Genomic DNA, 12,640 nt, shown 5'->3' on the forward strand with positions numbered 1-12,640 from the left:
TCACGGGGGCGACCCGCATCTAGGCTGTGCTCGACCGTCTTCCCCACCGGTGAGGTGCCCGGCAATGCCCACTCCCGACTTCCGCCGCGGCGTCGCCCGGTGAAGCCGGACGACTCCCGTCCGGGGCTCTCGATGGTGTCCGGTGGTGGCGAGGCCACCGCCGGGCGTGGGACGCTGCGACTCGTGCCCGCCGCCCCGCCGCCCTGCCTGCCCGGCTGCGAGTACGCCACCCGGCGCGCGCACGACCTCTCCGACCCGATGAACAGCGGCCACACCTGCGTGGTGACCCTCGCCGAGGTCACCACCCTCGGCGACCGGCTGGTCGTGGTCCAGGCGATCCGCTGGGCGGACGCGACCGGGATCAGCGAACCCGGCTTCGTCGAGATCCGCGCCGACTCGGGCGCGGGCATCGATGAGGAGGGCTTCAGCCCCGTCGCCGCGGCCGAACTCGGCGCCGCCTTCGCCGCGGGCGCCACCCTCATCCGCGACTTCGACCGCCCCGCCGAAGCCGCCGACACCCCCTGACGCACCAGGTGCCCGCTGGACGCCACGCCGCGCTCTGCGCCGGCTCGGCCCTCCCTACAGCAGGCCGAGCGCGACCTTCAGGGCGTCATTGACGCGGTTCATCGTCGCCGGTGGCAACGCGCCCAGGTCGCGGGTCACCTCGTCGCGGTAGACCTCGACGACGTCGTCCGCCAGCGCACTGCCGGTCCACGGGCCGTTCCGGTGGTCCAAGTCCACGATGCTGTCGAGCCTCGGCTTGGGGGCGGTGGTGAGCCGGATGGCCAAGAAGGACTCAAGAGCCCCGTTGCGCTGGTTGTTCGACACCGCCAGGTAGTACTTCTCGCCCGGGTTTCCGCCCAAGTCGGCGCCGTAGACCCGACCGCGAACAATCGTGCCCGCTGATCCACTGCTCACGCGTCAGCCGCCCACCTCGCCGCGGCGCGATTCCGTCGCGACGTGACTTCGGCCCGCTGCGCGGTGGCTTCCGCCGCGGAACGGCTCTGGGCCAATTCCGCGTAGCCGATCTCCCGGGCCTTCTCCCGCAGGGTCTCCATGCCGATGGCCAGGACCGCGTGCGCCACCTGGGCTCGCGAGGTACCGACCTCGCCGGTCAGGGCGATCAGGGCATCTCGCAGGACGTTGCCGTTTTCCAGCAACGCCGTCAACAGTCCCTGCTCTTCGGGCGAGACGGGAATGTTCTCACGTCTGGTGGCGGCAGCCATGTTACACATTTTGTCACATCAACCGGGGCACCCAGTGCCGACTTGTGGGTGTCGAGGCCCTGACACGCACGACGGGCTGTCCACTCGTCCGAGTGGACAGCCCTTCGTGGCCGTGTGTGTTGGCTTATTCCAGGTAGTCGCGCAGCACCTGGGAGCGCGACGGGTGGCGCAGCTTCGACATCGTCTTCGACTCGATCTGGCGGATGCGCTCGCGGGTGACCCCGTAGACCTGACCGATCTCGTCGAGGGTGCGCGGCTGGCCGTCGGTGAGGCCGAAGCGCAGGCGGACCACGCCCGCCTCGCGCTCGGAGAGGGTCGCGAGGACCGACTGGAGCTGGTCCTGCAGCAGCGTGAACGACACCGCGTCCACCGCGACGACGGCCTCGGAGTCCTCGATGAAGTCGCCGAGCTGGCTGTCGCCCTCGTCGCCGATGGTCTGGTCGAGCGAGATGGGCTCCCGGGCGTACTGCTGGATCTCCAGCACCTTCTCCGGGGTGATGTCCATCTCCTTGGCCAGCTCCTCCGGCGTCGGCTCGCGGCCGAGGTCCTGGAGCAGCTCGCGTTGGATGCGACCGAGCTTGTTGATGACCTCGACCATGTGCACCGGGATGCGGATGGTGCGGGCCTGGTCGGCCATCGCGCGGGTGATCGCCTGGCGGATCCACCAGGTGGCGTACGTGGAGAACTTGTAGCCCTTGGTGTAGTCGAACTTCTCCACCGCGCGGATCAGACCCAGGTTGCCCTCCTGGATCAGGTCCAGGAACGCCATGCCGCGGCCGGTGTAGCGCTTGGCCAGCGACACGACGAGGCGCAGGTTCGCCTCCAGCAGGTGGTTCTTGGCGCGCTCGCCGTCACGCACGATCCACCGGAGGTCGCGGCGCATCTGCGGCTGCAGCTTCTCGCTCTCCTCCTCGGACTTGCGCACCCGCTCCGCGGCGTAGAGGCCCGCCTCGATCCGCTTGGCGAGCTCGACCTCCTCCTCCGCGTTGAGCAGCGCGACCTTGCCGATCTGCTTGAGGTAGGCGCGCACCGAGTCGGCCGAGGCGGTGAGCTCGGCGTCCTTGCGGGCCTGCCGCAGCGCCTCCGACTCCTCCTCGTCCCAGACGAAGTCGCCCTCCTTGGAGGAGGACTCCTTGGGCTCCTTCTCCTCGGGCTCCTCGACGGGCTCCTCGACCGGCTCGACCTCGACCTCCTCGAGGTCGGACAGGTCGGGGTTCTCCAGGTCCTCGGGCTCCTCGCCATCGGGACCCTCGCCGGGGCCCGCCTTCTTCGGGCCCGCGCCCTTGGCCGGGGCGGCCTTCTTCGGCGCCCGCGGGGCGGCCTTCTTGGCTGTCGCCTTGGTGCCCGTCACTTCTTCGTCCTCGGCGCTCTTGGTCGTCTTGGCGGCGCTGGCCGACGCCGTCGAGCGTCGGGTTGCGGTTCGTGCGGCTGCCACGTACGCCCTTTCACAACAGTCCAACACGGCACGGCCGGAAACAATGCGTTGACCAGGCCGTTGCCGGAGTTCGGGGGAGTGCCCTGAGGCTGTACCGCCGCGGGCTTGCGTTCCATTGTAGCGACGGATCGCGCCGCGGCGGGCGGCGCCAAGGTCGGAAAGTCTACCCGGCGCGCCGCGCGCCCCGGCTCACCCGCCGCTGACCTGCGCCGCGGCGACCGCCGCGCCCACGATCCCGGCGTCGTTGCGCAGCTCGGCGGCGACCACCCGGGTGCGCACGTCGAGCAGCGGCAGCCACTTGTCCGCCTTCTTGCTGACGCCGCCGCCCGCGACGATCAGGTCGGGCCAGACCACGCTCTCCAGGCCCCGGATGTAGCGGGTCACCCGCTTGGCCCACTCGTCCCAGGACAGGTCCTTGACCTCCTTGACCGACGCCGCCGCGCGGGACTCCGCGTCGTGCCCGTCGATCTCCAGGTGTCCGAACTCGGTGTTGGGCACGAGCACGCCGTCGACGAACAGGGCGCTGCCGATGCCGGTGCCGAAGGTCAGCAGCACCACCACGCCGTCCTTGTCGTCCGGCCTGCCGTAGCGGACCTCGGCGATCCCGGCGGCGTCGGCGTCGTTGAGCACCACGACCTCGCCGTCCTGGCGGCCGAGGCGCTTGGTGAACAGCGCGGCCGCGTCGGTGCCGATCCAGGCCTTGTCGATGTTGGCCGCCGAGTGCGCGACGCCCCGCTTCACCACGGCGGGCAGGGTGACGCCGACCGGACCGGTCCAGCCGAACCGCTCGACGATGTCGGCGACCACGTCGGCCACCGCGTCCGGGGTCGACGGCGTCGGCGTCGGGATCCGGGCCCGCTCCCCGGCCAGCGCGCCCGCGACGAGGTCGACCTCGCACCCCTTGATCCCCGAACCGCCGATGTCCACGCCGAAGCCGCGGGTCGCGCCCATCCCCGGGTCCTCTCCTACTCGATTCAGCAGCGTCACCGGCTGACCCTAGCCCGCACGGGCCGCGGGCTCGACCCTGTGGTCCGATAGCCAGGTGGGGACCACAGAGCAGAACCTCGCCGAGATCGCCGTGACCGTCGCCACCGAGGCGGGCGAGCTGGCCAGGGCGACCCGGGGAAACGCGATCCGGGAGATCACCACCAAGTCCACCGCGACCGACGTGGTCACCGCCGCGGACACCGCGGCCGAGGCCCTGATCCGGGACAGACTCCGGCAACTGCGCCCCGGCGACGCGGTGCTCGGTGAGGAGGCGGGCGGCCGCGTGGGCGCGGGCGTCACGTGGGTCGTCGACCCGATCGACGGGACGGTCAACTACCTGTACGGCTACCCCTGGTACGCGGTGTCGGTGGCCGCCCAGGTGGACGGCGTGTCGATCGCCGGTGCGGTGGTCGAACCCGCTTCGGGACGCGTGTGGAGCGCCGCCGCGGGGCACGGTGCGTGGCTGGGCGGGGAGCGGCTGCGGGTGTCGGCGCCCGCGAGCCTGGAGCTGACGCTGCTGGCCACGGGGTTCGGGTACGCGGTCGAGCGCCGCAGGCACCAGGCCGCCGTGGTCGCGGCGCTGCTCGGCCGCGTCCGCGACATCCGCCGCAACGGCTCGGCGGCCCTGGACCTGTGCGCGGTCGCGGCGGGCTGGGTCGACGCCTACTGCGAGCGCGGCCTGTCCCGCTGGGACTGGGCGGCGGGGGCGCTGATCGCCGCCGAGGCGGGCGCGGACGTGCGGCTGCCGGGCGAGGCCCCGGAGCTGGGCGCGGACGCGGTGTTCGCCAGCGCCCCGTCGGTGGCCGAACCACTGCGCGCGGCCTTGGTGGAGAGCGGCATGGGCGCCTTCGACTCCTGACCGCCGCGCCCACTGCCCACCCGCTGAGCCGCCGCCTGACCAAGTCCGTGTCCAGCGCCGGGACGGCCACCTCAGCGCGTTTCGGCCCCAGCGCCCGCGAGGGGTCCCCCGCCATAGGGGAACCCCTATTTGTGACGCTATCGGGGCCGGTGGGCGGGGCGGAAGCCGTCGAGGTCGTCCTGTGGACAACTCCGGGGCATGGGGACCGCGGACCCGGTGCGCCGCCAGTCAAGATCGACTAGCGGTCGGACCGGTGCGGGGATCGGATCGACCAGACCAGGTCGGTGCGCGGGAACGGATCGACCAAGCCGGGTCGGCGTGCGGGGACAGCGTCAGGAGCAGCGGGTGGCGCGCGCGGCCTTGATCAGCGACTCGTCGATCTGGGGGGCCACGCCGTCGGTTTGCAGGCCGCCGCCACCCGGGTTGCTCTGCGCCCACTCGGTCAGCCGCTCCAGCACCCGGCGGGCCTCCGGGGTGGGCTGCAGGTGGTCGAAGTCCTTGCCGATGGCCAGGTCGACGGTGGCGTCCTTGCGCTCGTCCTTGACGAACTCCGCGCACGGCTCCAGCACGCTCAACGTCCGCGCCACGCTCATGCCGCCCTGCCCGAAGCGGATCTGGGCGCGGCAGGCGAGGGTGCCGCCCGGGTAGAGGGAGTCGGTGGTCGCGTCACTGATCTGGGTGAAACCCAGATCGCGCAGGGTCTCGGTGACCGAACCCGCCAGCCCGCGCTGCCCACCCGCGTTCAGCACCCGCACCAGGCCCTCGCCCGCCGGGGCGAGCGGGGTGCGGTCCAGCGCGTCGGCGGGCTGCACTTGGCCCGGCGGCAGCGGCGCGGGCTTGCCGTCCACCGGGGCCTGCGGCTGCGCGGCGGGGCAGGCGAGGTTGTCCGCGCCCGTCGAGTCGCTCTGGATGACCCGCAGCCACACCACACCGGTGACCACGGCCAGCACCGCCATGAGCACGACCGCGGGCAGCGGGCGCCGCCTGCGGTACCGCTGGGCCCTCTGAATCCCTGCTGACACGCGCGGACCCTCCCTACGGACCTTGTCTCGGTCCACCCCCGTGGACGCCGAGTGGGGGTGATAACCCCGACCCGTCTGTCGTCGCTGCTCAGCCTATTCGTTTCAGCGCGGCCCGCAGTACTTGCCCCATCGGGTGAACCACGCCGTGTTCGCGAAGGGGACCGGAACGCCTCCGAAGGGGCAACCGGGTTCCGCCGACCGGGCAGTTCCACCGGTCACCGCGACACGCCGGGGCGGGCCGCCGGACAGGGCAGACACCCCCAGCCGGGTGACGCTGTGCGCGGCCGGGGCCGGCATGGGCTACCCTCTGCCCGCTCCAGTCGCCGAAGACGGCATCCGGAATCGATTCGGAAGCGATTTCCGGGGTCGGTGAAACCTGACGCGGCCTGCGAGACCTCCGTCACTCGATTGGCGGGCACAAACCGGGGCGCTGGAACGTTGTCCAGCGGCACGACCCACATCCTGAAGGACCGCAGGGGTGAGACAGATGGCGACCGACTACGACGCACCACGGCGCAGCGAGGCCGACGACCTGGCCGAGGACTCCCTAGAGGAGCTCAAGGCCCGGCGCAACGAGAACCAGTCCGGGGTGGTCGACGTCGACGAGACCGACACCGCCGAGAGCTTCGAGCTCCCCGGCGCCGACCTCTCGGCGCTCTCCGGCGAGGACCTGACCGTCCGCGTCGTGCCCAAGCAAGCCGACGAGTTCACCTGTTCCAAGTGCTTCCTGGTGCACCACCGCAGCAGGCTGGCCGAGGACAACGGGGGAGTGTTCGTCTGCCGCGACTGCGCGTGACGCGCGGCGCGGCAAAGGCGCCGCGCGGGCTGGGGACAGCCGGGCTGCCCGGGGGCGGGCACCCGGCTGTTGCTGTACCCGGGTACCGGTGCCCGAGAACGGGATAGCGGGCGACGGGATGACGGGAGCGGGCCGAGCGGGGCGACAGCCGTGCCCCGCCCGCGGCGCCCCGGACCGTCAGTCGCCGTCCGACCGGTCGGCGGGGGCGGCCACCGGCTGCTGCTCGCGCAGCGCGGCGACGAGCCGCTCGGGGTGCCTCGTGCTGAACACCCAGTACGGCGTCGGGTCCTCCGGGTCGGTCACCTCGACCCGCACGAGCGGCCGCACCCAGCTGCGGTGCACCAGGAACGCGGCCGGGTCCAGGTGCGGCCCGAGCACGCGGCGCTTGTTCCTCTCGTCGTGCACCGCGATGGTGCCCGCGTGCCGCAGCGGCAGGTGCGCGTCGCCGACCCACAGCTCGCCGTCGGCCACCCGCACCCGGGTGCGCCCGGCGCGCCAGAGCAGCAGCAGGGCCAGCGGGATGATCACCGCGTACGGCAGCCAGGCCCGCACCCCGGGGTAGCCCATGTGGATCTCCGCGGCCAGCAGCCCGGCGGCCAGCAGCGGCAGCGGCCACAGGTACCAGGTGAGGTGGAGCCGCTCGCGGTACTCGCCTGGGGCCGGACCGCCCGCGCCTGAGGTGTCGCTCACGGCCCCAGGGTAGTCTCGCGGCTCGTGCCCAGCGTGGAGGTCCTGCTCACCCGATTGGACCCGGGTGTCCCCCTACCCGCCTACGCCCGCCCCGGCGACGCAGGCGCGGACCTGGTGACGACGACCGACGTGGTCATCGCCCCCGGCGAGCGGGTAGTGGTCGGCACCGGTGTGGCGGTCGCGCTGCCGGAGGGGTTCGCCGGGTTCGTGCACCCGCGCTCCGGCCTGGCCGCGCGCTCGGGGCTGAGCGTGGTGAACACGCCGGGCACCATCGACTCGGGCTACCGGGGCGAGATCATGGTGTGTCTGATCAACCACGACCCGAGGGAACCGATCAGCCTGCGCCGGGGCGACCGGATCGCGCAGCTGGTGGTCCAGCGGGTCGAGCACGCGGTGTTCCGCGAGGTGACCGAGCTGGGGACGTCCCGGCGCGGCACCGGCGGGTACGGGTCGACCGGTGGGCACGCGCTGCTCGCCGGGGCGGCGGGGTCGGGACGCGAGACGGAGGACTAGTGGCACTGTTCGGGCGCAGACGCAACCGTGACGAGGACGAGGAGCCGACCTCGGTACCCGCGGACGCCGATGCCGACGAGGGCTTCCCGGTACCCGTGGAGGCCCCCGACGGCCCCTACGACGAGGAAGACGAGCCCGACGACGAGCAACCGCGCCTCGACCTGGGCTCCATCCGGGTCCCCGTGCCCGACGGCGCCCAGTTGCAGGTCGAGATGGACCCGGCAGGCCCGGTCCGCGCCGTGCACGTGCTGACCCCGGTCGGCCAGATCACCCTCAACGCCTACGCCGCGCCCCGCTCGGGCGGCCTGTGGCGGGAGGTCTGCGGCGAGCTGGCCGAGCAGCTGCGCGGCGACGGCGCGTCGGTCCGCAGCCACGCGGGCGACTGGGGCCAGGAGTTGGGCGCCACACTGGGCGAGGCCACGCTGCGGTTCATCGGCGTGGACGGCCCCCGGTGGATGCTGCGCGGCGTGGTCGCGACCCGCCCGGAGCTGGTGGACCCGGCCACGGCGGCGCTGCGGGACATGATCCGCGGCACGGTCGTGGTCCGCGGCGACTCGCCGATGCCGGTGCGCACCCCGTTGCAGATCGACCTGCCGCGGGCCATCGCGGAGCACATCGCGGCCCAGAACGCGGAGCAGCAGCAGCAGTAGCACGGGCGTCATCGGGCGAGCGGCAGGCGGCTGCTCGCCCGATGTCAGCCGCGGCGCGCGGTCGCGGTCAGGAACGCCCCCACGGCGGCCCGGCCCAGCGCCTCCGGGTCGACCGCCATCACCGCCAGCCGGGTCGTGCGCAGGCACCCGAGCGGGACCGCGTCCACCCACTGCCGCGCGACCTCGTCCGGGTGCACCGGGTCGTCCACGCAGCAGCCGATCCCGACGGGAACCTGAATCCCGCTCAGTTCTTGCGCGGATGGCCCCGGTGCGGCGGCCCCCGCGTCCAGCGAGTCGGCCAGCGCGTCCCCGTACCGCCGCCACGACCGGCGCAGTTCGTCCCCCAACCAGCCCGGGACGTCCGCCACGACGGCCGCCACGCCCCGAGCGCGCACGTCCGCCGCGCTGGCCCGCGCGAGCACCGAGGCGGGCGCCGCGCCGGGTTCCCCGGTCCACGCGGGCAGCGCCAGGAGCAGGCCCGAACACCGGTCCGGGTGCCGCGCCGCCCACAACGCCGCGACGTGCGCCCCCAGCGACACCCCGCCGACCACCACCGGCCCGTTCCCGCACGCCTCGTCGAGGGCGGCCACATAGCCCTCCACCAGGCGTTTCCCCGGTTCGGGGGCGGGTGCGAGCAGCTCCAGACCAGCCGCGCGAAGCGGACCGGAGAACACGTTCCGCACGAATACCTCATCGGAGCCCGTACCGGGCAGGATCACGGCCGTGGCAAGGGATGCAGCCGGGTGGGTCACACTCACGACCTGATCCTTGTCCAGCTCCCACCCGGCGCGGTTACCCTGGCTGCGAATGGGCTGGGTGTCGGGGCCCGCCCCCACGAAGGAGACGCTGCGCTATGGGCACCAAGGGGGACGGTTATTGGCACCGTCTCGTCAAACGGCTGACCACTGATGTGGACCAGCTCGACGCGGACGACCTGTCCACGCACGCCGAGGCGCAGGGCGCGCGCCGGGCCTGCGACTGCCGCTCCGGCGAGGAGGTGACCGTCTTCGGCCGGTTACGGACCGTCGAGCTGTGCCCCCGCGACGCGGCCGCCACCCTGGAAGCGGAGTTGTTCGACGGGACCGAGGGCGTGACACTAGTGTGGCTCGGGCGTCGTCGCATCCCGGGTATCGAGCCTGGCCGGACCGTCAAGGCCCAGGGCCGGATCGCGGTCCGGGACGGGCGCAAGGTGCTCTACAACCCGTACTACGAGCTGCAGCAGACGGCTCCTTGACGAAACCGGTGCCATGACGGCCGCTGAGGTCCACGAGTCGGGCGACCCCGACGAGCGCAAGCCAGCCCCCGGTCAACCCGACGGCAAGGAACCCGACGACAAGCCGGAGCCGACGCTGCTGGAGCAGATGGGCGGCGTCAGCGGCCTGGTCTACTCGTCGGTGCCGGTGCTGGTGTTCGTGCTGACGAACGCGATCTGGAAGCTGCAGGTCGGCATCTGGAGCGCGATCGGCAGCGCGGTGGCCATCACCGTGATCCGGGTCGTGCGCAAGGAGCCGCTGCAGCCTGCCATCTCGGGCTTCTTCGGGGTGGCCATCGCCGCGTTCATCGCCTACCAGACCGGGTCGGCCAAGGGGTTCTTCCTCTTCGGCATCTGGACCAGCCTGGTCTACGGCGGCGTGTTCGCCCTGTCGATCCTGCTGCGGTGGCCGCTGGTCGGGGTCATCTGGTCGGCGCTCAACGGCCACGGCCAGGGCTGGCGCCAGGACAAGCCGTCGCGGCTGGCCTACGACCTGGCCACGCTCTCGTTCGTGGTCATCTTCGCGGCGCGGTTCATCGTGCAGAAGTGGCTCTACGACGAGGACCTGACCGGCTGGCTCGCCTTCGCCCGCCTGGCGATGGGCTACCCGCTGTTCGCGCTCGCGCTCCTGGTGACCGTGTGGGCGGTCCGCAAGGCCCAGCGCCGCCAGCGGGAGCAGGAGGAGACCGGGGCCGCCTCCGACGAGGCCGTGGAGGCCGCCCTCCGGGCCAAGTACTCCGGCGAGGACGTCGCGGCGGAGGACACCACGACCGAGGACGCCACCAGCGAGTCCCGGCGGTAGGTCCACCGAACAACGGACAAGGCTCCCGTGAACCCAGGGTTCGCGGGAGCCTTGTTGCTCTTGCTCTCCTCAGCCCATCTGTGACCGCTGCGTGGTCTCAGCCCTGTACCCGCGCGTCGCTCTTGCTCTCCTCAGCCCGCCCGTGACCGCCGCTTGATCCCGCGCCGCCCCCAACGCAACGCGCCCCCACCAACTCCTCGATCGGGCGGATTTGCTTTGTGTGGGGGGACGGACCTGCCAAGCTCCCCGCGGGTCGGGTGGGCTTGCCCATCCCACCCGGCTTCTCGCCCCACCGCAGGTTCGTAGGGGCCCCGCGCAAAGCGGATCCGCCCGATCGAGGCCGACCCCATATTCGCGTAGGGCTAGACCGCATCAACCCGCATCGGCGGCCTCCGGCGGCCGGGGCGCCACGGCTCCCACCACGGGCACCGGCCCGACCCAGCGTGGTCCCGTTCTCCCGGGCTCCAACGCGAGAACCGAGCGATGCTCGGTGAGGTGAATTGCCTTTGTGCGGGGCCCCTACGAACCTGCGGTGGGGAAGAGCGGTGGGAGGGGCAAGCCCACCCACCTGCCGGGAAGCTTGGCAGGTCCGTCCCCCCACACAAAGGCAATCCACCCCACCGAGCAGTGAGCAGGAGCGCGGCGCCTTGAGTGGGTGGATGGGTTGGCACACGTCGAGGGGCGGCGGGTGCGGCTTGGCGGGGCGGAAGGAAGTGAGGGGGCGGGTGGGCTGCCGGGGCGGGGTGCCTTGGCCGGGGTGTGGGAAATGGGCGGTTCGGTCAGGCGGGTGCGGCCTGGCGGGGTATGGGGGAGTGGGGGGCGGGTGGGCTGCCGGAGCGGCGTGCCTTGGCCCGGGCGCGGGAACAGGCGGCTCGGTCAGGCGGGTGCGGGGCGTGAGGGGACGGGTGGTCTGCGGGGCCGTGTACGACCTCGGCGCAGGTGGACAGATCCGAGGTCGCCGATCACGGCAAGACCCACAAGGCGGCTAGTGCCCGAGCGCCTTGCGGATCTCGCCCTCCACGTCCGCCGACGCCACGAACAGCAGCTCGTCGCCCCCCTCCAGCGAGTCGTCCGGCTGGGGCACGATCACCCGCCCGCCGCGCAGGATGGTCACCAGGGCCGCGTCGCGCGGCAGCCGGACCTCCCGCACCGGGCGGCCCGCCCACGGCGTGTCGTCCGGCAGGGTCATCTCCACCAGGTTCGCCTGGCCCTGGCGCAGGGTCAGCAGCTGCACCAGCCCACCGACGCTCACCGCCTCCTCGACCATCGCCGCCAGCACGCGCGGGGTCGAGACCGCCACGTCCACGCCCCACGCGCCGGTGAACAGCCACTCGTTGGCGGGGTCGTTGACCCGGGCGACCACGCGGCGGACCGCGAAGACCGTCTTGGCCAGCAGGGAGACCACCAGGTTGACCTTGTCGTCGCCGGTGGCGGCGATGACGCAGTCGCACAGCTGCAGGCCCGCGTCCTCCAGCGACGCCAGCTCGCACGCGTCGGCCAGCACCCACTCGGCCTGCTCGACGGTGTGCGGCTCGAACTGCCCGGCCTCCCGCTCGATGAGCATCACCTGGTGCTCACCCGCGACCAGCTCGGCGGCGATGGAGCGGCCCACCGCGCCCGCTCCGGCGATGGCGACGCGCATCAGTGCCCCTCCTCCGGCGCCTGCACGGCCGCCGCTGTGACATCGCTGAGCGTCCCGGACAGGGCCGCCACGTAGACCTGGTCGTCGGCCTGGATCACGGTCTTGGCCGTGGGCAGCACACCGGTGCCGAACCGCATGATGAACGCGACCCGGCAGCCCGTGGCGCCCTGGAACTCCTTGACCGTGCGCCCGACCCACTCCTCGTGCACCGGCACCTGGAGCACGGCGACCTTGCCCGTGGGGTCGCGCCACGCCGACGACACGCCGTCGGGCAGCAGCGTCCGCAGCAGCCGGTCGGTCGTCCACGGCACGGTCGCCACCGTCGGGATGCCCAGCCGCTCGTAGACCTCGGCCCGCTTCGGGTCGTAGATGCGGGCGACGACGTGCTCCACGGCGAACGTCTCCCGCGCGACCCGCGCCGAGATGATGTTCGAGTTGTCCCCGCTGGACACCGCCGCGAACGCGCCCGCGCGCTCGATCCCCGCCTCGACCAGCACCTGCCGGTCGAACCCGGTGCCCACCACCTGCTGGCCGTGGAAGTCCGAGCCCAGCCTGCGGAAGGCCTGCGCGTCCTTGTCGATGACGGCCACGGTGTGGTCGAGCCGCTCCAGCGCCGCGGCCATCGAGGCCCCGACGCGGCCGCAGCCCATGATCACAACGTGCACGACCAGCCTCCTCGTTCCGGTACGCGAGATCGGGCCACCTGGTCGGCCGGGTGACCCGATCGTCGTGTCTGCCGCGAACCTACCGGTGGCCGCGCCCGATC

Annotated in this window: 16 protein-coding genes; 7 read left to right on the plus strand and 9 right to left on the minus strand. The window is 72.7% G+C overall.

Going from position 1 to position 12,640, the window contains the following annotated elements:
* The first annotated feature begins 99 nt into the window (after positions 1-99).
* Positions 100-525, plus strand: coding sequence for a hypothetical protein (locus tag CLV40_RS26515; protein ID WP_104481715.1), 426 nt, complete (start codon positions 100-102; stop codon positions 523-525).
* Positions 526-579: 54 nt separating this feature from the next.
* Here the strand turns inward: CLV40_RS26515 and CLV40_RS26520 are convergent, their stop codons facing one another.
* The 4 genes from CLV40_RS26520 to ppgK all read right to left on the minus strand — a co-directional run bounded on the left by CLV40_RS26520 (position 580) and on the right by ppgK (position 3,612).
* Positions 580-918, minus strand: coding sequence for a type II toxin-antitoxin system PemK/MazF family toxin (locus CLV40_RS26520; RefSeq protein ID WP_219824122.1), 339 nt, complete (start codon positions 916-918; stop codon positions 580-582).
* Positions 915-1,226: a hypothetical protein gene (locus tag CLV40_RS26525; protein WP_104481716.1), complete on the minus strand. Its 312-nt coding sequence runs from the start codon at positions 1,224-1,226 to the stop codon at positions 915-917. The genes CLV40_RS26520 and CLV40_RS26525 overlap by 4 nt, the downstream gene beginning before the upstream one ends.
* A gap of 124 nt (positions 1,227-1,350) precedes the next feature.
* Complete coding sequence (locus CLV40_RS26530) at positions 1,351-2,661, minus strand: RNA polymerase sigma factor (RefSeq protein ID WP_104481717.1); 1,311 nt, start codon at positions 2,659-2,661, stop codon at positions 1,351-1,353.
* A gap of 189 nt (positions 2,662-2,850) precedes the next feature.
* Positions 2,851-3,612: a polyphosphate--glucose phosphotransferase gene (ppgK, locus tag CLV40_RS26535; RefSeq protein ID WP_104481718.1), complete on the minus strand. Its 762-nt coding sequence runs from the start codon at positions 3,610-3,612 to the stop codon at positions 2,851-2,853.
* Positions 3,613-3,703: 91 nt separating this feature from the next.
* Between ppgK and CLV40_RS26540 the strand changes: the two genes are divergently transcribed.
* Positions 3,704-4,507 carry an inositol monophosphatase family protein gene (locus CLV40_RS26540; protein WP_181043751.1) on the plus strand — a complete coding sequence of 268 codons (804 nt, stop codon included), beginning with the start codon at positions 3,704-3,706 and terminating at the stop codon, positions 4,505-4,507.
* Between the two features lie 332 nt (positions 4,508-4,839).
* Here the strand turns inward: CLV40_RS26540 and cei are convergent, their stop codons facing one another.
* Positions 4,840-5,529, minus strand: coding sequence for an envelope integrity protein Cei (gene cei / locus CLV40_RS26545; protein WP_146108255.1), 690 nt, complete (start codon positions 5,527-5,529; stop codon positions 4,840-4,842).
* 487 nt (positions 5,530-6,016) lie between these two features.
* Between cei and CLV40_RS26550 the strand changes: the two genes are divergently transcribed.
* Positions 6,017-6,325: a DUF4193 domain-containing protein gene (locus CLV40_RS26550; protein WP_075973168.1), complete on the plus strand. Its 309-nt coding sequence runs from the start codon at positions 6,017-6,019 to the stop codon at positions 6,323-6,325.
* A 177-nt stretch (positions 6,326-6,502) separates the two neighbouring features.
* On the opposite strand, the gene CLV40_RS26555 is transcribed toward CLV40_RS26550, so the two are convergent.
* Positions 6,503-7,015, minus strand: coding sequence for a DUF3093 domain-containing protein (locus tag CLV40_RS26555; RefSeq protein ID WP_104481721.1), 513 nt, complete (start codon positions 7,013-7,015; stop codon positions 6,503-6,505).
* Between the two features lie 24 nt (positions 7,016-7,039).
* On the opposite strand from CLV40_RS26555, the gene dut reads away from it, so the two are divergent.
* Positions 7,040-7,528, plus strand: a complete 489-nt coding sequence (gene dut / locus CLV40_RS26560) for a dUTP diphosphatase (RefSeq protein ID WP_104481722.1) — start codon at positions 7,040-7,042, stop codon at positions 7,526-7,528.
* Positions 7,528-8,178: a DUF3710 domain-containing protein gene (locus CLV40_RS26565; protein WP_104481723.1), complete on the plus strand. Its 651-nt coding sequence runs from the start codon at positions 7,528-7,530 to the stop codon at positions 8,176-8,178. The genes dut and CLV40_RS26565 overlap by 1 nt, the downstream gene beginning before the upstream one ends.
* 44 nt (positions 8,179-8,222) lie before the next feature.
* Here the strand turns inward: CLV40_RS26565 and CLV40_RS26570 are convergent, their stop codons facing one another.
* Positions 8,223-8,936 (minus strand): alpha/beta fold hydrolase, encoded by a 714-nt coding sequence (locus tag CLV40_RS26570; protein WP_245931587.1) that lies wholly within the window; start codon positions 8,934-8,936, stop codon positions 8,223-8,225.
* Positions 8,937-9,031: 95 nt separating this feature from the next.
* Between CLV40_RS26570 and CLV40_RS26575 the strand changes: the two genes are divergently transcribed.
* Positions 9,032-9,412: an OB-fold nucleic acid binding domain-containing protein gene (locus CLV40_RS26575; protein WP_104481725.1), complete on the plus strand. Its 381-nt coding sequence runs from the start codon at positions 9,032-9,034 to the stop codon at positions 9,410-9,412.
* Positions 9,413-9,425: 13 nt separating this feature from the next.
* Positions 9,426-10,232, plus strand: a complete 807-nt coding sequence (locus CLV40_RS26580) for a DUF3159 domain-containing protein (protein WP_104481726.1) — start codon at positions 9,426-9,428, stop codon at positions 10,230-10,232.
* A gap of 985 nt (positions 10,233-11,217) precedes the next feature.
* Here CLV40_RS26580 and CLV40_RS26585 read toward each other — a convergent pair.
* Both CLV40_RS26585 and CLV40_RS26590 read right to left on the minus strand, forming a co-directional pair.
* Complete coding sequence (locus tag CLV40_RS26585) at positions 11,218-11,874, minus strand: potassium channel family protein (RefSeq protein ID WP_104481727.1); 657 nt, start codon at positions 11,872-11,874, stop codon at positions 11,218-11,220.
* A complete protein-coding gene (locus CLV40_RS26590) occupies positions 11,874-12,539 on the minus strand; it encodes a potassium channel family protein (RefSeq protein ID WP_104481728.1) in 666 nt (221 codons plus the stop codon). Before CLV40_RS26590 ends, CLV40_RS26585 begins: the two co-directional genes overlap by 1 nt.
* Positions 12,540-12,640 lie beyond the last annotated feature (101 nt).

The sequence above is a fragment of the Actinokineospora auranticolor genome, assembly GCF_002934265.1.
GTDB lineage: Bacteria > Actinomycetota > Actinomycetes > Mycobacteriales > Pseudonocardiaceae > Actinokineospora > Actinokineospora auranticolor.